At 76.3% G+C, this 24,504-nt stretch carries 22 protein-coding genes; 7 read left to right on the top strand and 15 right to left on the bottom strand.

Features of this window, described 5'->3' with window-relative positions:
* The first annotated feature begins 5 nt into the window (after positions 1-5).
* The 5 genes from K1Y72_RS30050 (at position 6) to K1Y72_RS30030 (ending at position 7,175) form a co-directional block, all read left to right on the top strand.
* Positions 6-1,400, top strand: coding sequence for a family 2B encapsulin nanocompartment shell protein (locus K1Y72_RS30050; protein WP_308287286.1), 1,395 nt, complete (start codon positions 6-8; stop codon positions 1,398-1,400).
* Positions 1,387-3,465, top strand: a complete 2,079-nt coding sequence (locus tag K1Y72_RS30045; RefSeq protein WP_220169880.1) for a terpene synthase family protein — start codon at positions 1,387-1,389, stop codon at positions 3,463-3,465. Before K1Y72_RS30050 ends, K1Y72_RS30045 begins: the two co-directional genes overlap by 14 nt.
* Positions 3,466-3,468: 3 nt before the next feature.
* On the top strand, positions 3,469-4,839 hold the full coding sequence (locus K1Y72_RS30040) for a family 2B encapsulin nanocompartment shell protein (protein WP_308287285.1): 1,371 nt from the start codon (positions 3,469-3,471) through the stop codon (positions 4,837-4,839).
* Positions 4,840-4,850: 11 nt separating this feature from the next.
* Positions 4,851-5,885: a family 2 encapsulin nanocompartment cargo protein polyprenyl transferase gene (locus K1Y72_RS30035; protein WP_220169879.1), complete on the top strand. Its 1,035-nt coding sequence runs from the start codon at positions 4,851-4,853 to the stop codon at positions 5,883-5,885.
* Positions 5,886-6,395: 510 nt separating this feature from the next.
* A complete protein-coding gene (locus K1Y72_RS30030; RefSeq protein WP_220169878.1) occupies positions 6,396-7,175 on the top strand; it encodes an esterase/lipase family protein in 780 nt (259 codons plus the stop codon).
* Here K1Y72_RS30030 and K1Y72_RS30025 read toward each other — a convergent pair.
* The 4 genes from K1Y72_RS30025 to K1Y72_RS30010 are packed head-to-tail and all read right to left on the bottom strand — an operon-like array spanning position 7,165 to position 10,619.
* Positions 7,165-7,998, bottom strand: coding sequence for a DUF2705 family protein (locus K1Y72_RS30025; protein WP_220169877.1), 834 nt, complete (start codon positions 7,996-7,998; stop codon positions 7,165-7,167). The genes K1Y72_RS30030 and K1Y72_RS30025 overlap by 11 nt on opposite strands.
* Positions 7,995-8,894, bottom strand: a complete 900-nt coding sequence (locus K1Y72_RS30020; protein WP_220169876.1) for an ABC transporter ATP-binding protein — start codon at positions 8,892-8,894, stop codon at positions 7,995-7,997. The genes K1Y72_RS30025 and K1Y72_RS30020 overlap by 4 nt, the downstream gene beginning before the upstream one ends.
* A complete protein-coding gene (locus K1Y72_RS30015) occupies positions 8,891-10,009 on the bottom strand; it encodes a hypothetical protein (RefSeq protein WP_220169875.1) in 1,119 nt (372 codons plus the stop codon). Before K1Y72_RS30015 ends, K1Y72_RS30020 begins: the two co-directional genes overlap by 4 nt.
* Before the next feature lie 13 nt (positions 10,010-10,022).
* Positions 10,023-10,619 carry a TIGR03086 family metal-binding protein gene (locus K1Y72_RS30010; RefSeq protein ID WP_220169874.1) on the bottom strand — a complete coding sequence of 199 codons (597 nt, stop codon included), beginning with the start codon at positions 10,617-10,619 and terminating at the stop codon, positions 10,023-10,025.
* Positions 10,620-10,670: 51 nt separating this feature from the next.
* Between K1Y72_RS30010 and K1Y72_RS30005 the strand changes: the two genes are divergently transcribed.
* A complete protein-coding gene (locus tag K1Y72_RS30005) occupies positions 10,671-11,114 on the top strand; it encodes a MarR family winged helix-turn-helix transcriptional regulator (protein WP_220169873.1) in 444 nt (147 codons plus the stop codon).
* A gap of 94 nt (positions 11,115-11,208) precedes the next feature.
* Here the strand turns inward: K1Y72_RS30005 and K1Y72_RS30000 are convergent, their stop codons facing one another.
* Positions 11,209-11,352 (bottom strand): hypothetical protein, encoded by a 144-nt coding sequence (locus tag K1Y72_RS30000; protein WP_220169872.1) that lies wholly within the window; start codon positions 11,350-11,352, stop codon positions 11,209-11,211.
* Between the two features lie 368 nt (positions 11,353-11,720).
* Between K1Y72_RS30000 and K1Y72_RS29995 the strand changes: the two genes are divergently transcribed.
* Positions 11,721-12,938 (top strand): cytochrome P450, encoded by a 1,218-nt coding sequence (locus tag K1Y72_RS29995; protein WP_220169871.1) that lies wholly within the window; start codon positions 11,721-11,723, stop codon positions 12,936-12,938.
* Between the two features lie 6 nt (positions 12,939-12,944).
* Here the strand turns inward: K1Y72_RS29995 and K1Y72_RS29990 are convergent, their stop codons facing one another.
* The 10 genes from K1Y72_RS29990 to K1Y72_RS29945 form a co-directional block, all read right to left on the bottom strand.
* On the bottom strand, positions 12,945-14,273 hold the full coding sequence (locus tag K1Y72_RS29990) for a cytochrome P450 (RefSeq protein ID WP_220169870.1): 1,329 nt from the start codon (positions 14,271-14,273) through the stop codon (positions 12,945-12,947).
* The gene (locus tag K1Y72_RS29985; RefSeq protein WP_372453039.1) at positions 14,270-14,911 is read right to left on the bottom strand and encodes a GTP-binding protein; all 642 of its coding nucleotides are present in this window, start codon (positions 14,909-14,911) and stop codon (positions 14,270-14,272) included. The genes K1Y72_RS29990 and K1Y72_RS29985 overlap by 4 nt, the downstream gene beginning before the upstream one ends.
* Entirely contained in the window at positions 14,892-15,305 is a 414-nt protein-coding gene (locus K1Y72_RS29980) for a DUF742 domain-containing protein (protein WP_220169869.1), read from the bottom strand. Before K1Y72_RS29980 ends, K1Y72_RS29985 begins: the two co-directional genes overlap by 20 nt.
* Positions 15,302-15,748, bottom strand: coding sequence for a roadblock/LC7 domain-containing protein (locus tag K1Y72_RS29975; RefSeq protein WP_220169868.1), 447 nt, complete (start codon positions 15,746-15,748; stop codon positions 15,302-15,304). Before K1Y72_RS29975 ends, K1Y72_RS29980 begins: the two co-directional genes overlap by 4 nt.
* Before the next feature lie 48 nt (positions 15,749-15,796).
* Complete coding sequence (locus K1Y72_RS29970) at positions 15,797-17,449, bottom strand: ATP-binding protein (RefSeq protein ID WP_220169867.1); 1,653 nt, start codon at positions 17,447-17,449, stop codon at positions 15,797-15,799.
* A 384-nt stretch (positions 17,450-17,833) separates the two neighbouring features.
* Positions 17,834-20,062 carry a hypothetical protein gene (locus tag K1Y72_RS29965; RefSeq protein WP_220169866.1) on the bottom strand — a complete coding sequence of 743 codons (2,229 nt, stop codon included), beginning with the start codon at positions 20,060-20,062 and terminating at the stop codon, positions 17,834-17,836.
* A complete protein-coding gene (locus K1Y72_RS29960; protein ID WP_220169865.1) occupies positions 20,059-21,396 on the bottom strand; it encodes a hypothetical protein in 1,338 nt (445 codons plus the stop codon). Before K1Y72_RS29960 ends, K1Y72_RS29965 begins: the two co-directional genes overlap by 4 nt.
* An 84-nt stretch (positions 21,397-21,480) precedes the next feature.
* Positions 21,481-21,834, bottom strand: coding sequence for a 4Fe-4S dicluster domain-containing protein (locus K1Y72_RS29955; protein WP_220169864.1), 354 nt, complete (start codon positions 21,832-21,834; stop codon positions 21,481-21,483).
* Positions 21,831-23,513 carry an FAD-binding protein gene (locus K1Y72_RS29950; protein WP_308287283.1) on the bottom strand — a complete coding sequence of 561 codons (1,683 nt, stop codon included), beginning with the start codon at positions 23,511-23,513 and terminating at the stop codon, positions 21,831-21,833. Before K1Y72_RS29950 ends, K1Y72_RS29955 begins: the two co-directional genes overlap by 4 nt.
* Positions 23,510-24,481 (bottom strand): ABC transporter substrate-binding protein, encoded by a 972-nt coding sequence (locus K1Y72_RS29945; RefSeq protein ID WP_220169863.1) that lies wholly within the window; start codon positions 24,479-24,481, stop codon positions 23,510-23,512. Before K1Y72_RS29945 ends, K1Y72_RS29950 begins: the two co-directional genes overlap by 4 nt.
* Positions 24,482-24,504 lie beyond the last annotated feature (23 nt).

Raw genomic sequence — 24,504 nt, 5'->3', positions numbered from 1 at the left:
GGAACGTGACGGAACAGCGGCTGAGTCTCGGGACCGAAGCGGCACGGAACCTGTCGACCACGACCAAGTCCGCGCCTCAGATGCAGGGCATCTCCTCGCGGTGGCTGCTGAAGCTGCTGCCCTGGGTGGAGGCCGCGGGCGGCGCCTACCGCGTCAACCGCCGCCTCAGCTACACCGTCGGCGACGGGCGCGTCACCTTCGTCACCACCGGCGCCGACGTCCGCGTCATCCCCCGCGAGCTCGGCGAGCTGGCGGTGCTGCGCGGCTACGAGGACGACGCCGTCCTGGAGTCGCTCGCCGGCCGCTTCACCCAGCGCGAGTACGGGCCCGGCGACGTCCTTGCCGAGAAGGGGACCCCCGCCGACCGCGTCGTGCTCGTCGCGCACGGCAAGCTCAGCAAGATCGGCACCGGCGAGTACGGCGCCGACGCCGACCTCGGCCAGCTCGCCGACGGCGGCTTCTTCGGCGGCGAGACGCTGCACGGGGAGAGCGGCACGTGGGGCTACACCGTCAAGGCCCTGACCCCCGTCACCGTCCTCACCCTGGACGCGCGCGAGTTCGCCGAGGCGGTGGAGCGCTCGGACTCGCTGCGCGCGCACGTGGAGGAGTTCGACGCGAACGCCGGGCCCGCCACCGACGAGGGCGGCGAGGCCGCCATCGAGATGGCCTCCGGCCACGTCGGCGAGGTCGTCCTGCCCGGCACCTTCGTCGACTACGACCCGGCCCCCCGCGAGTACGAGCTCAGCGTCGCGCAGACCGTGCTGCGCGTCCACACCCGCGTCGCCGACCTCTACAACGAGCCGATGGACCAGGTCGAGCAGCAGCTCCGCCTCACCATCGAGGCGCTGCGCGAGCGCCAGGAGCACGAGCTCGTCAACAACCGCGACTTCGGCCTGCTGCACAACGCCGACCTGTCGCAGCGCATCCCCACCCGCTCGGGTCCGCCCACCCCCGACGACCTCGACGAGCTGCTCAGCCTCGTCTGGAAGGACCCGACCTGCTTCGTCGCGCACCCGCGGGCCATCGCCGCCTTCGGCCGCGAGTGCAGCGCCCGCGGCGTCTACCCCGAGGCGGTGGACGTCGGCGGGCAGCAGGTGCCGGCCTGGCGGGGCGTGCCGCTCTACCCGTGCAACAAGATTCCGGTCAGCTCCACCGCGGCCAGCTCGATCCTGCTGATGCGCACCGGCGAGGCCGCGCAGGGCGTCGTCGGGCTGCACCAGACCGGCCTGCCCGACGAGTACCAGCCGGGCCTGTCGGTGCGGTTCATGGGCATCAGCGAGCAGGCCATCGCGTCCTACCTGGTCAGTGCCTACTACTCCGCGGCGGTGCTGGTGCCCGACGCGCTCGCCGTCCTCGAGGGCGTCGAGATCGCGCACGGCGGTGCCGGTGCGGCCGTTTGAGCTCCCCGACTTCTACCTGCCGCATCCCGCGTCGCTGAACCCGCACCTGGAGCGGACCCGCGACCACTCGCTGGACTGGTCCCACCGCATGGGCGTCCTCGGGCCCGACCCCGAGGGCGCGCCCGTCTGGGACCGGGCCCGCTACGACGCCCACGACTACGCCCTGCTCACCGCCCACACCCACCCGGACGCGCCCCCCGCGATCCTCGACCTGGTCAACGACTGGTACGTGTGGGTGTTCTACTTCGACGACCGCTTCCTCGTCCGCTACAAGAAGACCGGCGACATCGCGGGCGCCCGCGCCCACCTCGACCGGCTGCCCGCGTTCATGCCCGCCGACCCGGCCGACCTGCCCGCGCCGTCCAACGCCGTGGAGCGGGGCCTCGCCGACCTGTGGCGGCGCACCGTCCCGCTGATGTCGGACGGCTGGCGCGAGCGGTTCACCGAGTCGACGCGCGACCTGCTGATGGAGTCGCTCTGGGAGCTGTACAACATCAGCGACGGCCGCGTCCCGAACCCGGTCGACTACATCGGGATGCGCCGCAAGGTCGGCGGCGCGCCCTGGTCGGCGGACCTGGTCGAGGTCGCGGTCGGCGCCGAGGTGCCGGACCGCGTCGCCGCGACGCGCCCGCTGCGGGTGCTCAAGGACACCTTCAGCGACGGCGTCCACCTGCGCAACGACATCTTCTCCTACCAGCGCGAGACCGAGGAGGAGGGCGAGGTCAACAACGGCGTCCTCGTCCTGGAGCGGTTCTTCGACACCGACCCGCAGCACGCCGCCGACCTCACCAACGACCTGCTCACCTCGCGGCTTAAGCAGTTCGAGAACACCGCCCTCACCGAGCTGCCGCCGCTGTTCGAGGAGCACCGGCTCGCCCCGGGCGAGCGGGCGGACGTCGCCCGCTACGTCAAGGGGCTGCAGGACTGGCAGGCCGGCGGCCACGAATGGCACCTGCGCTCCAGCCGGTACATGAACGACCGCACCGGCGGGCCCGCCCGGCGGCGCGGTCCCCGGGTCGCCGGACGCGCGGGGCACCCGTTCGCGTCCGTCCCGCCGCAGGTCGGCGGCCCGTTCCGGCGGCCCGAGGTGACGCTGCCCTACGCGCAGCGCACCAACCCGCACGTCGAGCAGGTGCGGCGGCACGTCCACACGTGGGCGCGGAAGACGGGCATGCTCGGCGAGGCCGTGTGGGACGAGACCGGATTCCGTGCCGCCGACCGCGGCGGCCTCGCCGCGCTGACCCACCCCTCCGCGTCCGGTCCCGAGCTCGACCTGGCGGCGGGCTGGCAGGTGTGGGCGGCCTACGCCCGCGACCTGTTCACCGTCCTGTTCAAGGAGCGCCGCGACCTGATCGGCGCCAAGGCGTTCCACGAGCGGCTCGCCGCGCTCATGCCGGCCGGCGCGGGCGCGGCGCCCGCACCGGTCGGCGCCGCCGAGCGCGGCCTCGCCGACCTGTGGGCGCGGACGGCGCCCGCGCTGTCGCCGGACGGCCGCCGCACGCTGGCCGCGGCCGTCCGCGACCTCACCGGAAGCTGGCTGTGGGAGCTGGTCGGGCTCCTCCAGCACCGCGTCCCCGACCCGGTCGACTACCTGGAGATGCGCCGCCGGACGAGCGGCGCCGCGGCCGCGCTCGCCGTCGCCGAGCTCGCCGCCGCGCGCGAGCTGCCCGCCGGGTTCCGCGAATCCGGCCCGGCCCGGCGCCTCGCCGAGGCGTGGTCCGACATCGCCGCCCTCGTCGACGACCTGCACCACCCCGGCGAGACGCCGCACGCCGTCCCGGCCGTGCAGGCGTTCCTGCGCTGCGACGCGCAGCGCGCCGCCGACCTGGTCGGCGAGGTGATCGACGCCCGGGTCCGGCAGTTCGACCGGATCGCCGCGACGGAGCTGCCCGCGCTCGCCGCCGAGCACGGCGTCGCGCCCGCCGTCCTCGACCGCCACCTCGACGACCTGCGGGACCTGCTCGCCGGCCGGCTCGCCTGGCTGGGCCGCGACGCGCCGCCGCCGGCGCCGTCCGGCCCCCGCATCCCCGCGCCCCGCCCCTTCGCCATCTCTGGAAGGCAGTGACCCGTGACCGAGCAGCAGTTGTCCCTGAGCACGGCGGCCGCGCGCAAGCTGGCCACCACCACCAAGACCCCGCCGCTGATGCAGGGCATCACGCCGCGCTGGCTGCTGCGGATGCTGCCCTGGGAGGAGGCGCGCGGCGGCGCCTTCCGGGTGAACCGCCGCCTCACCTACCAGGTCGGCGACGGCATCGTCACCTTCGTCAACGACGGCGCCGCCGTGCGGGTCGTGCCCGCCGAGCTCGCCGAGCTGCCGCCGCTCCGTGATCTCGGCGACCCCGGCGTGCTGGACGCCGTCGCGAGCCGGCTCGTCCAGCACGAGTACGCGCCCGGCGACGAGATCGTCCGGGCGGGGAGCCCCCTCGACGAGGTCGTCCTCATCGCGCACGGCAAGGTCGAGCGGGTCGGCGCGGGCGAGTACGGCGGCGAGGCGCGCCTCGGCGTCCTCGCCGACGGCCGCTTCCTCGGCGACGAGGCGCTGCTCGGCACCGGCGGCACCTGGCCGTTCACCGCCCGCGCGCTCACCCCGACGATCGTGCTGACGCTGCCCGCCGCCGCCATCGGCGACCTCACCGGCCGCTCCGCCGCGCTCGCCGACCACTTGGCCGCCTACCGGGACGCGCCGCGTCCCCCCGCCACCCGGCACGGCGAGGCCGAGATCGAGCTGGCGTCCGGGCACGACGGCGAGGTGACGCTGCCGGGCACCTTCGCCGACTACGAGGCGTCCCCGCGCGAGTACGAGCTCAGCCTCGCCCAGACGCGGCTGCGCGTCCACACGCGCGTCGCCGACCTGTACAACGGGCCGTTCGACCAGGTCGAGGAGCAGGTCCGCCTCACGATCCAGGAGCTGCGCGAGCGCCAGGAGCACGACCTCATCAACGACCGCGACTACGGCCTGCTGCACAACGCCGACCTGCGGCAGCGCCTGCAGACCCGCGGCGGCCCGCCCACCCCCGACGACCTCGACGAGCTGCTGACCCGCCGCCGCGGCTCCAAGTTCTTCCTCGCCCACCCGAGGACGATCGCGGCGTTCGGCCGCGAGTGCTCGCGGCGCGGCGTCTACCCGGCGAACACGCTCTGCCACGGCGTGCGGGTGCAGTCCTGGCGGGGCGTCCCGCTGCTGCCCTCCGACAAGATCCCGATCTCGGCGACCGGCACCAGCTCGATCCTGGTGCTGCGCACCGGCAAGGACGAGCAGGGCGTGATCGGGCTGCACCAGACCGGCATCCCCGACGAGGTGGAGCCGGGCCTGTCGGTCCGCTTCACCGGCATCGACGAGCGGGCGATCCTCACCTACCTCGTCACCACCTACTACTCGGCCGCCGTCCTGGTGCCCGACGCGCTCGGCGTTCTGGAGAACGTCGAGATCGCCCGCTGAACGGAGGAAGCATGTCCGCTGCGCAGGAGGCCGTCCCCGGACGCACCGCGTCCGAGGTGCTCGGCTGGAGCCGTGCCCTGCTCGATCCCGCGCTGCGCGCGGCGGTCCGGGGGCTGCCCCCCGAGACCCGCCGCGTCGCCGAGTACCACTTCGGCTGGCGGGACGAGCAGGGCCGGCCCGCCGAGGGCTCGGGCGGCAAGGCCATCCGCCCCGCCCTCACCCTGCTCGCCGCGCGGGCGGTCGGCGGCGACCCGGCGGACGCGCTCCCGGCCGCCGTCGCCGTCGAGCTGGCGCACAACTTCTCGCTGCTGCACGACGACGTCATGGACGGCGACCTCACCCGCCGCCACCAGGCCACCGCGTGGAGCGTGTTCGGCGTCAACGCCGCGATCCTCGCCGGCGACGCGCTGATCGCGCTCGCCTACGAGACGCTCGCCGACGGCCCGGTGAGCCGCGAGGGGCTGCGCGCGCTGAGCCGCGCCGTCGTCGACCTGGTGGAGGGCCAGAGCATCGACATGGCGTTCGAGCGGCGGACGGACGTGTCGCTCGCCGAGTGCGAGGCCATGGCGGCGGGCAAGACGGGCGCGCTGCTCGGCGGCGCGTGCGCGCTCGGCGCGTCCTGCGGCGGCGGCGACGCCGCGCAGGTCGCGCGGCTCCGCGCGTTCGGCGAGCTGCTCGGCCTGGCCTTCCAGGTCGTCGACGACCTGCTCGGCATCTGGGGCGACCCGGCCGTCACCGGCAAGCCCGTCCACTCCGACCTCGTCAACCGCAAGAAGTCGCTGCCCGTCGTCGCCGCCCTCACCTCCGGCACCGCCGCGGGCGCCGCCCTCGCCGAGCTGTACCGCGGCGAGGGCCCCCTGACCGGCAGCGGCCCCGCCCGCGCCGCCGAACTCATCGGCCTCGCCGGCGGCCGCGACTGGGGCGAGGCCCGAGCGGCCGAACTCCTGGACGCCGCCCTCACCGAACTCGACGCCGCCACCCCCGACCCCGTGGCCGCCGCCGACCTCCACACCCTCGCCACCCTGGTCACCGCCCGCGACCACTGACCGCCCCCCCGCCGCCCCGTCCCACCACCAGCGATGACCACCCGGTCGCCACCTGTTGAGATGCGGCGTGTTGGGCACTTTGGATCTCCAAAGTGCCCAACACGCCGCATCTCAACATTGCGTGACCGACTGGTCATCGCCGGAGTCGAGCGGGAACGCCGGGCCGGGTCGCCGGGCCGGGCCAGGCCGCCGGGCGGGGTCGCCGGGCGGGGTCGCCGGGCGGGATCGTCGGGCGGGATCGTCGGGCGGGATCGTCGGGCGGGATCGTCGGGCGGGATCGTCGGGCGGGGTCGCCGGGCGGGGTCGCCGGGCCGGGCCAGGCCGCCGGGCCAGGCCGTCGGGCGGGGTCGTTGGGCGGGGTCGTTGGGCGGGATCGCCGAGCCGGGCCGCCGGGCGGGGCCGCCGGGCGGGCCGCCGGGTGAGGCTGTCGGGTGGGGTCGTTGGGTGGGGTCGTCGGCCTCGGGGGGCCGGGGTGGTGCGGGGTGGGGTGGGGCGGGGAATCGTAGGGGGGTGAGCCCGAGGCGTCGGATCTTCGTGTGGGGTGTGCTGTCGGTGGTCGCGGCGCTGGTGGTGGCGGTCGCGATGCGGGTGCTGGGCGGGGGCGGCGCGGCGCGGGCGGTGCCGGACGAGGCGGGGCCGGTGCTGCTCGTGCCCGGCTACGGCGGGGCGGCGGACGGGCTGGAGGTGCTGGCGGCGCGGCTGCGGGCGGCGGGCCGGACGGCGTCGGTGGTGACGCCGCCCGGTGACGGGACGGGGCCGCTGGAGGAGCAGGCCGGGGCGCTCGACCGGGCGGCGGAGGCCGCGCTGCGCGGCGGGGCGCCGTCGGTGGACGTGGTCGCCCACTCGGCGGGCGGCATCGTCGCGCGGCTGTGGGTGCGGGGCGGCGGCGACCGCAAGGCGCGCCGCGTCGTCACGCTCGGCACCCCGCACCACGGCGCCGACCTCGCCGCCGCCGGGCTGGCGCTCGCGCCGGGCGCCTGCCCGCAGGCGTGCCAGGAGCTGACCCCCGGCAGCCCGCTGCTGCGCCGCCTCGGCGACCGGGTCGCCGGGCCGGTGCGGTGGACGTCGGTGTGGAGCGAGCACGACGAGACGGTCCCGCCGGCCAGCTCCAGGATCGCGGGTGCGGCTGCAGTGGACCTGCAGCGGATCTGCGGCGACGACCGCACCGGGCACGCCGACCTGCCCTACGACCCGCTCGTCGCGGGCGTCGTGCTCCGCGCCCTCGGCTCGGCGGACCTGCCCGCGCCCGGCCCCGGCGACTGCCTGGCGCTCCGGCAGGTCAGCTCGTGACGTCGCGGGTCGCGAAGTTGGCCCAGGCGAGCGCCAGGAAGAAGGCCGTGTAGGCGGCCTGGAGCGCCAGCCCGCGCTGGATGTCGTGCCAGAGGATCGGCGCGCGGAAGAAGTCGATCCACCCGAGCCAGTACCGGGTCGGCAGGTAGGGGTGGACGGCCGCGGCGGCGTCCAGGGACACCAGGACCTGGCTGGTGACGAGCGCGGCGAGCGCGCCGAGCGCGGCGCCGAGCGGCGCGTCGGTGAAGGTCGACAGCGCGAGCGCGACGGTGCCGACGCCGAGCATGCAGGCGCCGATGTAGAGCATCGCGCAGGCCACCCGCAGCAGCAGGTCGCCCGTCGACAGGCCCGTGCCCGACAGCGACACCGCCGCGAGGCCCGTCCCCGACAGCGCGCCCGCCGGGGCGCTGCCGAACGCCAGGACGCCCGCCAGGTAGGCGGTCGCGGTGATCGCGACGACGGCGAGCAGCACGTACGCGGCGAGCGCGGCGAGCTTGGCGGCGAGCAGCCGGGTCCGGCCGACCGGGCGGACCAGCAGGTAGCGCAGGGTGCCCGCGGCGGCCTCCCCGGCGATCGCCTCGCCGCCGGCGACGGCGACCGCCACCGGCAGGAACAGCGGCAGGTCCATGGCGAGGGCCGCCGCCGGGTAGAGCGTCCCGTTGGACAGCACCGCCGACAGGAACGCCGGGCCCTGCCCCGGCGCGGGGGCGATGCCGGTCACCGCCAGGAACGCCGCGACGATCGCGGGCAGCCCGCAGAGCAGCAGCAGCGACGCCCAGGTGCGGGGGCGCCGCAGCATCGCGCGCAGCTCGACCGCGATCACGCGGGCCGGTCCGAGCCGTGCCCGGTCACCGACAGCACCACGTCCTCCAGGGTGCGGCGCTCGGGCCGCAGCTCCAGCACGCGCACGCCCGCGCGGACGAGGCGGGCGTTCAGCTCGGCGGCGTCGGCGGCGCGGACGAGCAGCCGCTCGCCGTCGTGCCGCTCCACGCGCCCGTCCAGCAGGGCCCGCACCCGGCCGGCGTCGGGGGTGCGGACGGCGACGAGGCCGGTCGGGGCGCGCACCTCGCCCATCGGCCGCTGGAGGACGAGGCGCCCGGCGTCCATGACGCCGACGTGGGTGCACAGCTCCTCGATCTCGGCGAGCAGGTGGCTGCAGATCAGCAGGGTGGTGCCCGCGGCGTTCAGCTCGGCGAGCAGGTCGCGGATCTCGCGGATGCCGCGCGGGTCCAGGCCGTTGGTCGGCTCGTCGAGGACGAGCAGCCGGGGCGTGCGGAGCAGCGCCGCCGCGAGCCCGAGCCGCTGCCGCATGCCGAGCGAGTACGCCCGGACGGGCCGGGCGTCCACGCCGCCGAGGCCGGCGCGTTCCAGCGCCGTGCCGACGCGGGCGCGCCGCCCGCGCCGCCCGCCGGGGCCGGCGGCGTCCAGGTGGGCGAGGTTGGCGCGGCCCGACAGGTGCGGGTAGAGGCCGGGCGCCTCGACCAGGGCGCCGACGTCGGGCAGGACGCGGTGCACGCGGCGGGGGACGGGCTCGCCCATCATCTCGATCTCGCCGGAGGTGGCGAAGACCAGGCCGAGCAGCATCCGCACGAGCGTCGTCTTGCCCGAGCCGTTCGGGCCGAGCAGCCCGTACCGGTCGCCCTCGCCGACGCGGAGCGCGACGCCGTCGACGGCGGTGACGCGGCCGTACCGCTTGGTCAGCCCGCTGGTGGTGATCATGAGATGAGCTCGCGGGCCACCCGGGCGGCCAGCGCGTCGGTGACGGGGCCGGCGACGAGGAAGGTGCGGTCGCCCGCCGGGACGTGCACGATCGCGGCGGTGAGCCCGGCCGAGCGGAGCAGCAGCGCCTCGCCGCCGGTCACGCCGAGCGGGGCCGCGCCGGCGGCGCGGGCGGTGTCCAGGACGTGCAGGCCGTAGCGGCCGGGCAGCGGCACGACGGCGAAGGAGGAGAAACCGCCCTGGTAGGCGCGCACGTTGGCGACCGACGCGGTGCCGGGCAGGGCCCGCCGCCCCGCCAGCGCCGCGGGCAGCGGGTCGGTGGTGCGGGCGGCGAGGCGGGAGATGAGGTCGGGCGTCTCGACGCGGACGGTCGCGACGCCGGGTGCGGGCCGCGCGGTGACCGTGCCCGCGTCCGGGCGGGCGCGGTCGAGGTCGAGGAAGCGGGTGGTGAGGACGGGTCCGCGCGCCCCCTTGGCGAGGACCCGGACCTCCAGCGCGAGCCCGTCGGCGGGGTCGGCCCACACCTCGACCGCGGCGATCGTGGTGCCGGCGTCGGCGGGCACCACCCGGACGCCCGGCACGCCGCGGCCCGCCACCCGGCGCGGCGCGAGCGCGGTCAGCGCGTCGCCGGGGCGCGCGTAGCCGAGCAGGCGGCGGGCGAGGACGGGCGGCAGCAGGTCGCCGGGGCGCGGCAGGCGGACGGCGGGGTCGCCGACGACGGTGGTGCGCAGGGCGCGCTCGTAGTCCCAGATGGCGAGGCCCCGGCCGTCCTGGTAGTAGTCGCGCTCGCCGGTCGGCGCGAGCAGCGCGACGCGGGACCGTCGCGGCGCGTCGTCCCACACGCGGACGCGCGAGGCGGCGCCGAGGAGCGCGGCCGTGTCCGCCATGCCGGGCAGCGGCGGCAGCGCGATCGCGCCCCGGGTCTCCACGAGGCCCTGGTAGGGGACGCGGGCGGAGGCGAGGACGCGGGCGCGGAGCGCCGCCGGGGGCACGGCGGCGGAGCGGGCCGGGAGCGCGGCGAACGCGAACGGGGCTCCGCACAGGGCCGCCGCCAGCGTCGCGACCAGGAGCCACCGGCGCCGGGACGCGCCACGGACCATGCTCTGTTCTGTCACAGCATGAGGTCTTTTACCCGTTTTGCGGTGCGGTCCAGCCTGGAGATCGTCCGAGATGGGCCAGGATCCGGTCCAGCGCGCCCGCGCCCGGTTCCGCGGGCCGCTCGGGGGCGAACGCGGCGCCCGGCGCGGTGCGGAAATCACCGCCCGGGACGGCGAGCGCGACCTCCAGGGCGGGCGCGGCGAGGTCGTCGTCCAGCGTGTAGGGGAGGCCGAGCGTGCGGGCGACGTCCCAGCCGTGCACCACGTAGTCGATGAAGTGGAAGGACACCGCGAGCGCGCCGGGGAAGCGTGCGCCGGGGCCGAACTCGGGCAGGTCGAGGTCGCGGTCCAGGACGCCGTCGTCCGCGAACGCGGCGATCACGTCCTCGGCCGCCGCCGCGTGGTCGTCGCCGGGGCGTACGGCCCAGTGCGCGAGGTCGGCCCCGTCGCCGCGCGCGGCGGCGGCGAAACCGCGGTGCTGCGCGGTCAGGTGGCCGACGAGGTCGGCGAGGGTCCAGCCGGCGCAGGGGGTGGGGAGGGCCGGGTCGGCGGAGCCCGCGGCGGCGACCAGCGCGGCGCAGGTGCGGACGGCGCGCGCGTCGAGGGGGCGCGGATCAGCGATAGGCATGCGCCGATCGTAAGCAGATGCCTATCATCTGTCCAGCCCTAGGCTGGGGCCATGAGCACCGACGGCCGGCCCGATCTCGCGGCGATGATGGTCCCGCTCGGGCGCGCCCTCATGGCGGCCGAGCGGCCGGCCCTCGACGCGCACGGGCTGACGATGTGGGGCTACAGCGTGCTGCTCGGCCTCGGCGGCGGCGAGCCCGTCCGCACGCAGAGCGCGCTCGCCCGCGACATCGGCGCCGACAAGACCCGCATCATCGGCGTCCTCGACGGCCTCCAGGAGCGCGGGCTGATCGAGCGCGCCCCCGACCCCGCCGACCGCCGCGTCCACCTGCTGTCGCTGACCGCCGAGGGGCGGCGGGTGCGGGAGGCGGTGCGGGCGGCCATCCGCGAGCGCGAGGAGCGGCTGCTCGCCCGCGTCCCCGCCGCCGACCGCGCCGCGTTCCTGCGCACCCTCCAGGCGCTGGCGTCGCTGCCGCGCGAGGAGATCGCCGGCTGAGGACCGGGCGGCGCCGCTCTCGCACGGCCCGTACCGCCCCGGGAACGCGGCGGCCCGGCGGCGCCGCGCGGGCGCCACCGGGCCGATGCCCGCGTCACGAGGTCGTCTGGTCGTCTTCCGCCGTGGCCGGCGCGGCGTCGCCGCCGGTCGCGGCCTGCTGGGCGTCCTGGTCCTGCGGGCGCCAGGTCGGCCAGACGTCGAGCTTCGTGCGGCGCGGGTTGGCCAGAGGGGTGCTCATCGTTGTCGCTGTCCTCCTGTGGAACCTACGAGGTAGGAGGAGATCCTCCCGGATGACCCACCCTGTTCGGCAACATGGTCTAGACCTCGCCGTCCGCGGCCCCCGCGGACCCGGGCCCGCCGTGCGGGCGGGACGTCCGGGACGCCCCCTCCGCAGTGGATCAACGCCGGCGGGGTCCGGTTTCATCCGGCCGGCGGGGCGGCGCCCCCGGACCGGCGCCGGATTACGGACTAGATGGCGACATTACGGATACAAAGGAATACAGACCGTAAATGGCGTTGGAGCGCTGCAACCTGGACGCGGCGGGCGGGGGCTACCTACGCTCGATGCCTGCCGCCGGCCGTTCGACGTACGAGGGAGCCAGGGCCATGACCACCGCTCGCGAGATGCCGGACATCCTGTCGGAGGAGTTCGCCGCCGACCCCTACGGCGCGTACCGGGCGCTCCGCGAGGAGGCGCCGCTCCTCTGGCACGAGGGCATGCAGAGCTACATCGTGTCCCGCTACGAGGACGTCGCCCGCGCCTTCCGCGATCCGGTCTTCACCACCGCCAACTACGACTGGCAGCTCGAACCCGTGCACGGCCGCACCATCCTGCAACTGAGCGGCCGCGAGCACGCCGTGCGGCGCGCCCTCGTCGCCCCCGCCTTCCGCGGCGCCGAGCTCCAGAGCACCTTCCTGCCGGTGATCGAGGCCAACTCGCGGCGGCTCGTCGACGGCTTCCGCGCCGCCGGCCGCGTCGAGCTGGTCGCCGACTACAGCCGGCACTTCCCGATCAACGTGATCGTCGACATGCTCGGCCTCGACCCGGCCGACCACGCCCGCTTCCAGCGCTGGTACACCTCGATCATCGCGTTCCTCGGCAACCTCGCCCAGGACCCCGAGGTCGCCGCGGCGGGCGAGCGGACCCGCCGCGAGCTCGCCGCCTACCTGATCCCCGTCATCCGGGAGCGGCGCGCGCACCCCGGCGACGACCTGCTGTCCACGCTCTGCCGCGCCGAGATCGACGGCACCTCCATGAGCGACGAGGACGTCAAGGCGTTCTGCAGCCTGCTGCTCGCCGCCGGCGGCGAGACCACCGACAAGGCCGTCGCGGCGCTGTTCGCGAACCTGCTCGCCCACCCCGACCAGCTCGCCGCCGTCCGCGCCGACCGGACGCTGATCCCGCGGGCGTTCGCCGAGACGCTGCGGTACAGCCCCCCGGTCCACATGATCATGCGGCAGCCCGCCGCGGACGTCGAGGTCACCGGCGGTACCATCCCGGCCGGCAGCACCGTCACCGCGCTGATCGGCGCCGCCAACCGGGACGCCACCCGCTACGCCGACCCCGACCGCTTCGACGTCTTCCGCACCGACCTGGAGACCACCACGGCGTTCTCCGCCGCCGCCGACCACCTGGCGTTCGCGCTCGGCCGCCACTTCTGCGTCGGCGCGCTGCTCGCCAAGACCGAGGTCGAGGTCGGCGCGAACCACCTCCTCGACGCGATGCCCGACATGCGGCTGCCCGACGGGTTCGTCCCGCAGGAGCAGGGCGTGTTCACCCGCGGCCCGGCCGCCCTGCCGATCGTCTTCACGCCCGCCGGCTGACCGCCGTCACCGGCCGCCGTCCCCGGCGGGCCCGCCGCCCGACGGGGTGTAGGCCACCGGCAGCTCGAACAGCCCGCGCATCCACACCGACGGGCGCCAGCGCAGCGACGGCACCGGCACCGCCAGCTCCACGTCCGGCAGCCGGTCCAGCAGCACCTCCACCGCCGTGCGCGCGATCACCTCGGCGAGCTCGGGCGCCGGGAACGGGCAGCCGTGCTCGCCGTTCCCGAACGACATGTGCGCCTGGTTGCCGTCCGGGCCCGCCGGCTGCGGGTCGGGCGCGCGGTCGCGCGGGCACACGTCCGGGTCGGTGTTGGCGGCGGCGAGCCCGAGGACGACCAGGTCGCCGCCGCGGATGTGCTGCTCGCCGAGCTTGCAGTCCTGCACCGCCCAGCGGCCGATGAAGTTCTGCGTCGGGGTGTTCTCCCACAGCACCTCGCCGAGCGCCTGCTTGATGCTGGACCGGCCGCCCTGCAGCGTCACCGAGAACCGGTCGTCGGTCAGCATCAGCCGCAGCGTGTTGCCGATCCAGTTGCCCGTCGGCTGCTGCGCCGCCGCCATCACCACCAGCAGGTCGATGACGACCTCGTCCTCGGTCAGCCCCGCCGGGTGCCGGAGCAGCCGGGACGGCACGTCCAGGCCGGGCCGCCGGTTCCTGTCGGCGACCAGGCCCTGCATCCGGGCGTGGATGCGGCCGTGCGCGGCGGCGGCCTTCTCGCCGCTGTCGAGCGACTCGGCGATGTCGGCGACCAGCGCCGGGATGTCGGCGGGCGGCAGCCCGTACAGCTGCGCCATCACCAGCAGCGGGACGCGCAGCGCGAACTCCTCCACGAGGTCGGCGCGGCCCCGCCCGGCGAACGCGTCGATCAGCCCGTCGGACACCTCGGCGCACAGGTCGGCGAGCTCGGTGCGGTCGACGGCGTCCAGGGCGTCGCCGATCGCGCCCGCCCGCCGCCGGTGCTCGGGGCCCTCGGCGAACATCACCGACGGCGTCCAGCCGACGTAGGGCATCAGCGGCCAGTCGTCGGGGATGAGGTCCCAGGCGTTCCAGCGCCGGCAGTCGCGCGCGAACAGCCGCGGGTTGCCGGTGACGTGGCTGACCTCGCGGTAGCCGAGGACGAACCAGGCGGGCACGTCGCCGTCCAGCAGCACCGGCGCGACCGGCCCGTACTCGCGGCGGAGCGCCGTGTACAGCCGGTCGGGGTCGCCGGCGATCGCCGGGCCGTACACCCGCGTGGGGCGGGGGTGGCCCGGATGCGGCGGGCGGCCCGCGGCGGCGGCGCCGGGGCCGGAGGGTCCGGCGGACGGGTCGGGGGAGGTGAGGGAGTCGGTCACGGCGTGCGCTCCGCGGAGTGGAGGTCGGTGAGGTGGGCGACGAGGTCGATCAGGACGTGCTTGGCCGAGCGGCGCGCGCGGGCGTCGCACTCGATGAGCGGGATGCGCGGGCTGAGGTCGAGCGCCTGCCGGACGCGCGCCAGCGGCGGGCGCGGCCCGTCGAAGCGGTTCACCGCCACGATGAACGGCATCCCGTGGTGCTCCAGCCGGTCGATGGCGTACCAGGAGTCGGCGATGCGGCGGGTGTCGACGAGCACGACGGCGCCGAGGCTGCCGCCGAACAGCTGATCCCACAGGAACCAGAACCGCTGCTGGCCGGGCGCGCCGAACAGGTACAGCACCTGGCGGTCGTTCAGGGTGATGCGGCCGAAGTCGAACGCGACGGTCGTGGTGTTCTTGTCGGCGACCGCGGCCGGGTCGTCGATGCCGACGCCCGCCGTCGTCATGATCTCCTCGGTGGACAGCGGCGGGATCTCGCTCACCGCGCCGACCAGGGTCGTCTTGCCGGCGCCGAACCCGCCCACGATCACGATCTTCAGGGCGTCGCCGACGGTGGCGCGGAGCGGCGGCCCGCTCCGGACGGCGGCGGCGCGCTGCACCACCGTGGGGGCGGACGGGTCAGAGGTTCTGGAGTCCAACGAGCACCTGCTTCAGGGTTTCCAGGTCGGGCAGCCGGTCCGGGGCGGGCGCCGAGACGGGCGGCCGGACGGCGATCCGGCCGACCGCCAGCAGATCGCGCAGCAGCAGCTTCACCACCGTCACCGGCAGTGCCAGGTACGACGACAGCTCGGCCAGCGACAGCGGCCCGTCCGAGCAGAGCCGCAGGATCGCGGCGTGCTCGGTGGGCAGCCCCGGCGGCGGCACGCCGACCCCGACTACCAGCGTCACCAGGTCGAGCACCGCGTCGCGCGGGTTCGGCGCCCCGTCCCGGCGCAGCGCGTCCTGGTGGGCGGCGGCGCGGGCGACGAGGCGGCCGCCGGTGACGATGTACAGCCGGTCGGGGTCCTCGCCGCCGACCTGCCGGGTGTTCACGACGTGCCGGACGGGGGCCGGGCCCCGTCCGGCGGCTGCGGGGCGGCCTGCGGGCGGCGCGGCGGCGCGGTGAGGTGGTCGCCGATCTGGTCGACCAGCTCGTTCATGAAGTGCGCGACGAGGCCGACCTCGGCGTCCTCGGTGGTGACCACCGCCAGGTGGGCGCCCTCCCCGGCCGGCACGATCAGCAGCACGCCGCCGCGGAACTCCACCATCGACTGCCCGGCGCCGAGGCCCTCGCCGAACTCGCCGGACGCGCTCAGCGCGAGGCTCTGGATGCCCGCGGCGATCGCCGACAGCTGGTCGGCGGCGTCGACGCTGAGGCCGGGGGTGTAGCAGACCTTCAGGCCGTCCTTGGACAGCACCAGGGCGTGCCGGCCGCCGGGCGCCTTGGTCAGCATGTTCTCCAGCATCCAGCCGAGATCGCGATCGTGGGAGCTCATGGGTTCGCGGGGCCGCGCGTGCCCCTGCCTCCTGCCTGTAGGTGGACGTCACTTGGCGTCGCGGTCGCGGCCGGCCTGCCGGAACGCGGCGAAACGGGCGGCGCCGTCCCCGCGCGGGGGCGGGGCCTCGTGCACCGGCTCGAAGTTGGGACCCGAGACCGGGTAGGGCGAGTTGGCGAGCGTCTCGCCGGCCTTGCGCTGCGGCAGCACGAACCCCCCGTCGTCCTCGCCGCCGCCGCCGTCGCTGCCGCCGGCCGGGACCGCGTCCGCCGGGGCGCCGGGGACCGGGACCGGAGCCGCGATCGGGGCGGTGGCCGGGACGGCCTGCGGCAGCGGGTTGGCGCGCGGCGGGGTGCTCAGCGGCGAGCGCGTGCCGCTGAACAGGAAGTCCTCCCGCGGCTGCGTGATGAGGGTGCGGGGGATCATCACGACGACGCCGATGCCGCCGCGCGCCGACGGCCGGTAGTTGACCCGCAGCCCGTGCTTGGCCGCGAGCTTGCCGACGACGGTGAGGCCGATCCGCGCGCTCGGCAGGTTGTCCAGCGAGATGGGCTGCGACACCGCCCGCTGCGCGCGGTCGCGCTCGCGGCTGCGCATCCCGAGGCCGCTGTCCTCCAGCACCACGACGACGCCCGCGTCCTCCTCCTCGACGTAGACGTGCACGTCGGTGTTGCGGGCGGAGAAGTTGGCGGCGTTGTCCATCAGCTCGGCGAGCGCGTGCATGACGCCCTCGGCGGCGTGCCCGGCGACGGCCGCGCCGCAGGTGTTGTGCAGCTGGACGCGGGTGTAGTCGTTGATGCGCCCGAGCGCGCCGCGCAGGATGCTCTCCATCCGGATCGGCTTGGTCCAGCGCCGCCCGGACCGGCCGCCCGACAGGAGCGCGACGCCGTCGGCGAAGCGCCCCATCTGCGAGACCCGGTGGTCGAGCGCGAGCAGGTCGTGGAAGACCGGCTGCTCGTCGTAGCGGAACTCCAGCTCGCGCAGCTCGGCCAGCATGCTGGTCGCCATCGCCTGGAGCCGGGCGCCCGCGCTCGCGCAGGCCGACAGCGTCGAGGCGTTGATCCGCTCGGTCATCGAGACGCCGTGCACCGCGTCGTGCAGGAGCTGCGCGGCCAGCGCGTTCGCGGGCTTCGGCGCCTCGAACAGGATGCGGTCGGCGTTGACGCGCTTGGTGCGGATCCGCTGGATCGCCGCCGGCAGCGTCTCCTCGACGATGAGCCGCAGCTCGTCCTCCAGCGCCGCGGTGAGCGCCTTGGCGGTCGCGGCGGCGCGCTCGGCGGCGGCGATCTCGTGCGTGACGGTGTGCAGCATCCGCTGCAACGCCGGGTTGCCGGGCCGCGCCAGATCCGTGAGCGCGCCGTCGGGCGACGCGCCCTCGCGGACGCGGCGCACGGCCGTCGGCAGCGTGTTCTCCAGCAGGTCGACGATCTGCCGCTCCAGCCGGGCGCCCTCGCCGGCGAGGGCCGCGGCCCGCTCGCGGGCGCTCCGCGCCGCCGCCGCGTAGTAGGCGGCGACCGCGAGCGCGAGCGCGACCAGCAGGCTGGCTCCGCCGCCGCCCCAGGCGACCATGGCCTTGTCGTCCTGGTCGGCGGCGAACAGCGCCCACAGCCAGGCCGCGCCGAGCACGGTCACCGCCGCGAGCCAGACGACGAGCGCCCGCTCCAGCGGTGAACGATCCACCTCGAATGCGTGTGCTGACATAGTTCAGGTCCTCGGGGAAGTGCGGGCAGGACGAGTCCGGACCGGAGGGCGCCACCGCCCCGCGCAGCGGCGGCGGGCGCCTCGCGCACGATGAGCCGCAAAACAAACGGGCACGTACCCGAGCATGCAACACACCGAATGGCCGGGCATGTCAATTCCCCTAAAAACCCGCCCCCGCCGCCGTACCTATTCGTATTTGACCGCCATGTCAAAACCATTCATCTATGGGTGATTTGATCCATTCATCCCCGCGCCGCCGGCAATGACCACCCGGTCGCTGCACGTTGAGATGCGGCGTGTTGGGCACTTCGAAGATCGAAAGTGCCCAACACGCCGCATCTCAACATGTGATGACCGGGTGGTCGCGGGGAGCGGGGCGGCGCCTTACCTTCGGTCGTCCGAAGTGAGGCGGCGGAGGAGGGTGAGGTGGTCGGTGCCGGCCTCGGTGAGGAGGCGCTGGGCCGCGGGCGGCGGGGCCTGGCCGAGGCGGACGGGGTTGCCGACGAGGCCGATGCGGTTCAGCCCGTCGCCTCCCGCGAGGCGCGATTCCGGGGTGGCGCCGCCGCTCAGCCGGTAGAGGCGCCAGGCGCTGCCCGCGGGGTGGCTGGCCAGCAGCAGGTCGGGGCGCCGCCAGGCGATGAAGGCCCACCGCCGGTCGGTGCCGACGGCGCGCACGAGGACGGTGTCCTGCTCCTCGCCGAGCATCGTCGCGACGCGAGCGGCGACGGGCACGGGGTTGGTGAAGGTGCCCGAGACGGTGTAGAGGCCGTCGTCCAGCTCCAGGTCCCAGCCGGTTCCGGCGAGTTCGGCGGTCGCGCTCACGAGCGGGTCGGACACCCCCGCCTCGTCGTGCAGCTCGCCGAGCGCGGCGCGGGTCAGCACGCGCGCCCGCGGTGCGGCGGACGCGATGAGCAGGTCCCCGGCCCCGTCGGGATCGGCGGCGGCGACCGCGCCGCGCGCCAGGTCCCAGGCGCGTTCGGCCAGGGCGTCGTCGGCCGGGCCGCCGCCGCGCAGCAGGCCGACGCAGACGGCGGTGAGGACGTGCTGCGCCGGGTCGCCGGCCAGCGCGGCGATGACGCGGGCGAGCTCGGGCCGCCAGGACGGGTCGTCCGGCGCCCAGACGCCATGGCCGAGCAACAGGACCAGCAGGCGGCCGAGCAGCGGCGTCGCGGCGGCCTCGGGGACCCAGGCGCGCCAGGCGTCCGGGTCGGGGATCTCGACCGTGCCGGGCGCGGGCGCGAGCCCCCAATGCGGCTCGGGCGCCGCGTTGGCGAGGCGCTCCGCGCAGCCGCCGGGATCGTCCAGGTAGTCACCGCGGAAGCGGGCGGCGACGAAGGGGTCGGCGAGGATCGCCGCCTCGTCGTAGCCGGTCTCGAAGGCGCCCGTGGAGGTGGCGGCGGCGAACACCGGCGCGGAGTCGGCGCCGGTCTGCACGGCGGAACCCGGCCTGACGTCGGCGTCGAAGACCTTCACGCGCTCGCGCGCCGTGACGGTGCCGAGCGCGGTCCAGGAGGCGGGCGCGCCGTCGGGGGAGACGCGCACGGGCACCGAAGTGTCGTAGGCGGCCGCTAGCGTGACACGCAGGCCACTCTCGGTGACCAGCGCCCCGATCGCCGAGCGGGCCGGCCGTGCCGCCGGGCGCTCCCGGCGGCGGCCCTCCAGCTCGGCCAGGGGAAAGGAGGTTCCCGCTGGCAGCAGCGACGCGTTCACGGGCGCCAGCACGACGAGCTCGCAGTTCCCCTCGGCCGCCGTCGAGGTCAGCGCGGCGGCGGTCAGCTCCGACCCGCCGACCAGCGCGTGGCGGCGCCCGTCCACCGCCCACTCCAGCAGCCGCCCGTGCCGCGGCCGCTCCTCCGGCAGCAGCCGGACCTCCAGCGGCCGGTCGCCCGCGGCCAGCACGATCGCGTCGCCCTCGTAGGCACCGAGCTCCGGCTGCAGCCCGAGCACCGTCCGCGCGGGCGAGAAGCGGTCCAACACCCCGTCCAGGGTCTCCCCGGACGGGTCGAGCACCGGCGCGTACAGCACCAGCTCGTCCACCGGCCCGGCGGGAAGCCGCGCCAGCAGCCCCTCGTCCAGGTTGTGCAGCACCCGAACGGCGACATGGCCGTCCCCGCCGTCCGGGTCGGCGGTGGGGAGGGAGGCGGCGATGTCTTCCAGGACGGTCGCGGCGTGGCCGGGGAGGGCGATCGTCTCGGTGAGCTGGAGCAGCCACATGCCGATGTCGCCGAGGGCGGCGCCGCCGCGCAGGACGGTCCAGAGCTCGTCGGCGCCGTTCCAGCCCGCGGGCGTCGGGTCGCCGGAGCCGAGGGCGGCGACGGCCTCGCCGTCGCCGACGAGCAGGGCGAGGCGCGCGTGGAACAGGCCGGGCACCGCGGCCAGGGCGTGCAGGTAGTCGCGGCCCGCGAGGCGCACGTCCACGGCCTCGGAGGAGGCGCCCGCCGCGTCGCCGATCACGGTGACGCGCGCGCCGAGGGCGCGGGCGGCCGGGACGGCGGTCCGCTCCAGGAACGCCAGGTCCACGTCGTGGCCGAGGAGCAGCAGGTCGCGCAGCCGGGCGCCGCCTGTGCGGCGCGTCCACTCCTCCAGCAGCGTCAGAGGCGAGGCGAGGGTCACGCGTCCACTCCCAAGAGCGTCGAGCCGAGCGGTGTCACGGACGCGCCCGGGGTGAGCAGGCCGAGCCGTGCGCCGAGCGACGCCAGCGCGGCGAGGCCGGTCCCGCCGGCGGCCGGGGGACGGGCGTCCAGGCGCTCGCGCCGGGCCTGGCCGGCCAGGTCGGCTTGGAGGCGGACGGCCAGGTCGCGGACGGGGCGGTCGAGGTGCTCCTCGGTGCGGAGCGCCACCCAGACCGGGTTGAGGATCTCGGTCGGCGGCCCGACGAAGGCCGCGCGGGCGGCGCCGTCCAGCTCCCCGGCGCGGCGCCCGCCGATCAGCAGCAGCCCGAAGTGGGTGAGGGCGTCGTCGCCGCCGGCGAGGACGATCCGCTCGATCGGCGACGGGTGGCCGCCGCGCGTCGTCGGCGGCAGGTCGTTCAGGAACGCGCGGGTGCCGACGGCGGGCAGGGCGTCGGGCAGCGCGTCCGGGGCCTCGCGGGACTCCGCCCAGATCCGCTGCCAGGCCCGCACCGAGTGGGCGCGCAGCAGCACGCCGCGCCAGCCGAGGGTCTCGGGGAGCGCGGCGAGCACCGGGTCGGTCGCGGCCTGGCCGCCGAAGGCGACCGCCGAGGCCGTCACGTCGTCCCAGCTCGCGGACGGGTCGCCGTGCAGCGCCGCGGCGCGGGCGAGGACGCGCAGCGTGCCGCGGCGCCGCAGGTCCTCGGGCGTCCACTCGGCCGGGTCGTGGCGCCCGGCGCGGACGGCGGTGAACACGCCGCTCAGCCAGGACGCCTCGGGCGCCTCGGCGGAGCCCGGCGCGACGGCGCGCAGCGCGTCGAGCCGCTCCCAGCCGAGGCGGTCCTCCGCGGCGGCCTCGATCAGCGGCGCGAACAGGGCGCGCACCGACGGCGGGCAGGTGTGCCGCCCCGGCCGCAGGGCGCCGTCGCGGAACGCGATCGTGCCGAGGACGGCGCTCGGCCAGGCGTAGGCGTCCCAGCCCGGCAGCGCCGCGCCCGCCGCGCCGGCCACGTCGAGGTCGTCGCCGAGCCAGGGCTCGACCAGCGCCGCGCCGGGGGCGGCGCCGTCGTCGTGCAGCAGCGAGACCGCCAGCATGATCGCCTCGGCGCGGCGGGCGAGCCGCCGCGACGCCGCCGCGTCCAGCCCCGCCCGCCCGGCGTGCGCGGCGAGCGCCGCGTACAGGGCGTAGGGGCGCAGCAGGGGCGTGGCGGCGGTGACGCCGGGGGCGAGGCGGCCGGCCTCGCCGGCCAGGGCCCGCCCGACGTCCGGGGGACGGTCCGCCGCTGTCCGCCCCGGCCCGCGTACCGCCCAGCCGGGCCCGTCGATGACCGCTCTCACCAGCCCCCACCTTCGATCCACCTGCTCGGGAGAAACGTACCGGGTCGCCGGACGCCGCCGCGCAGCAAGATCGAAACTGCCGGATCAGGGGCCGCCGCGCTCCAGCATCGCGGTGAACACGTGGTTGCGGTCCAGGCGGCTGCCCGGCGTGCGGCCCCCGCCCCAGCCGATCAGCTCCCGGTAGGCGCCGAACGCGCCCGCCTCCTCCAGCGCGGCCTGGTCGGCCTGCGGCGACCCGGCGGGCGCCGGGCCGGAGAGCGGCGCGACGTACAGCGCGTCGGTCGGGCAGTTGGCCTCGCACATGAAGCAGGTCTGGCAGTCCGGCTGCCGCGCGATGACGGGGACGCCGTCCGCGCCCCGCTCGAACACGTCGGTCGGGCACACCTTGATGCAGATGTCGCACGCCACGCAGGCCCCGGCGCGAACGACCTCGATCACCGTCCCGCCTCCGCCGCCGCGGACGCGCCCGGCACCGCTGTCCCATCGGGCGCCGCGGCGGTCGTGCCAAGCCCTACGACCGCCGCGGCCGCCCGGGACGTTGCGGTCGTTCCGGCGACCGTGCTGGTCTCGCGGGCGGAGGGCTCGGGGGACGTCCAGAGGTCGTCGAGGCCGCCGACGCGGATGCGGTGCCGGAGGGCGGGGTCGGTGGGGTGGCCGGTCAGGCGGTGGAGGCCGCGGGTCTCGGGGCGGGCGAGGGCGGCGGTGTACATCCAGCGGGCGTGGGCGACGAGGGCGGCCGCTTCGCGGGCGCGCAGGCGGTCGCGGTGGGTGGGGGCGGCGAGGCCCTCGCGGGTCGCGCGCCAGAGGTCGTCGAGGGCCGCGAGGGAGCGGCGGAGGCCGGCGGGGGTGCGGAAGTAGTTGCGGTCCAGGGGCAGGGTCTCGCGCTGGACGCCCTCGACGACGTCGGCGGGCCGGGTGCGGCCCGCCGCGAGGCCGGCGGCGCCGGCGGGCGGGGCGCCGTCCTGGACGCCGGCGCGGGCGAAGGCCGCGGCGCCGCGGCCCGCCCAGGTGCCCGAGGAGATCGCCCAGGCGCCGTTGTAGGCGCCGCCGCCGCTGACCGCGCCGCTGACGAGCTCGCGGGTGGCGACGTCGCCCGCGGCGAACAGCCCGGGGACGGACGTGGCGCAGTCCGCGCCGGCGATGCGGAGGCCGCCGGTGCCGCGGACGGTGCCCTCCAGCACCATGCGGACGGGGTAGCGGTCGCGGAAGGGGTCGATGCCGGCCTTGTCCAGCGGCAGGAAGTAGTTGGGCTGGGCCTGCCGCATGGCCTGCCGCAGGTGCGCGGGCGCCCGGTCGAGCCGCGCGTGCACCGTGCGGCCCTCGGCGAGCAGCGCCGCGACGCGGTCGCGGCCGGCGAGGGGGTCCGGCAGGTCGAGGACGGTGCCGTCGTCCAGCGAGTAGGTCGCGAACATCATCATCAGGCCCTTGGTGTGCGCGCCGTGGGCGGGCGAGAGGGCGTAGGCGGCGGAGAACTCCATGCCCGACAGGTCGGCGCCGAGCTCGGCGGCCATCAGGTGCCCGTCGCCGGTGTCGACGTTCAGGCCGAACGCGCCGGACAGGAACGCGCAGCCGCCGGTGGCGAGGACGACGGCGCCCGCGCGGACCGTCCAGGGCCGCCCGCCGTCCTGCCGGTGCAGGCCGGCGGCGCCCACCGCGGCGCCGTCCGCGCCGCGCAGCAGCCGCAGCGCGGGCGCGTGGTCCAGGATCGTGACGCCGCCGCGGTGCACGCGGCGGCGCATCCGCCGCATGTACTCCGGTCCCTGGAGGCTGCCGCGCCGCTCGGCGCCCGCGTCGTCGCGGGGGAAGGGGTAGCCCCAGGCGGCGAGGTCGCCGACGCGCAGGTGGGTCTCCGCCAGGACGCGCGCCATCCAGCCGGTGTCGGCGAGGCCGAGGCTGCTCCGCAGGCGCGCGGTCACCGCCGCCTCGCGGGCGGCGGGGTCGGGCGGGACGTACCAGAGGTTGTTGCCGCCCGCGGCGGCCGAGCCGCTCGTCCCGCAGTAGCCCTTGTCGGCGAGGACGACGCGGGCGCCGGCCGCGGCGGCGGCCACCGCCGCCCAGGTCCCGGCGGGGCCGCCGCCGAGGACCAGGACGTCGGTGGTCAGGTCGGTCGCCGTCACCCGCGCGCCCCCGGCGCGATCCAGGAGTCCAGCGGGTAGTCGGCCGGGATGAGCTTCTGCTGGACGAGGAACGCCTTGGTGCCCTCCAGCAGCTTCAGGCCTTGAGGGGTGAAGGGCTGGTCGGCGACCTGGCTGCGCAGCGTCGTCTTGGCGGTGATGTCGGCGGGGTAGCCGCCGATGGAGGCGAGGTAGCCGGTGTAGCCGGTCCAGTCGGCCTTGGCGGCCCGCGCGCCCGTCCGCTCGACGTTCTGCCAGCTCTTGACGATGCCGGGGTGGGCGTCCAGGAACTTCTGGGTGACGACGGTGGCGGTGGTGCCGAGCAGGTCGGGGTGGTCGCGGGACGCCGTGTCGATCACCGGCAGGCCCTTGCGGCGCTCGATCTCGACGTTGGCCGAGACGAGGCCGCCGGCGTCGATGGCGCCCTTCTCCAGGGCCGCGACGATGGCGGGCGTGTACATGTTGACGAGGGTGGCGTGCACGCCGGCCTGCTGGAGGGCGCCGAGCAGGTAGCGGTGGATGTAGGAGCCGACCTGCACGCCGATCTTCTTGCCCTCCAGCTCCTTCAGCGAGGACACGCCGCCCTTCTTGGTGACGACGGCGGCGTCCAGCCCGACGCCCGGCTGCGAGATCAGGCGGGTCGGCAGCTTCGTGCCGCGGCCGACGAGGGCGGGGGTGTCGCCGTAGACGCCGAGGTCGAGGGAGCCGCCGGCGAGGGCCTGGTTCAGGTCGGGCCCGTTCTGGAACGTCGCCACCTTGATCTTGGTGATGCCGAGGCCCTTCAGCTCGGGCAGCAGCTCGCCCTTGCTGTCGAGGTAGCCGGCGGCGCCGCCCAGCTTGACGACCTTGCCCGCGCTGATCACGCCGATCCGCAGGGTGAGGGCGTCGGCCGCGTCGGAGGTGCCGCACGCGGCCGCGCCGGTGACGGGCAGCAGGACGGCGAGGGCGGCTTTGAGGAACCGGGATGTCACGGGCGTGCCTTTCGGGGGGTGGA

This window comes from Actinomadura parmotrematis (assembly GCF_019458805.1).
GTDB lineage: Bacteria > Actinomycetota > Actinomycetes > Streptosporangiales > Streptosporangiaceae > Spirillospora > Spirillospora parmotrematis.
This window is presented reverse-complemented; position numbering and strand designations above follow the sequence as displayed.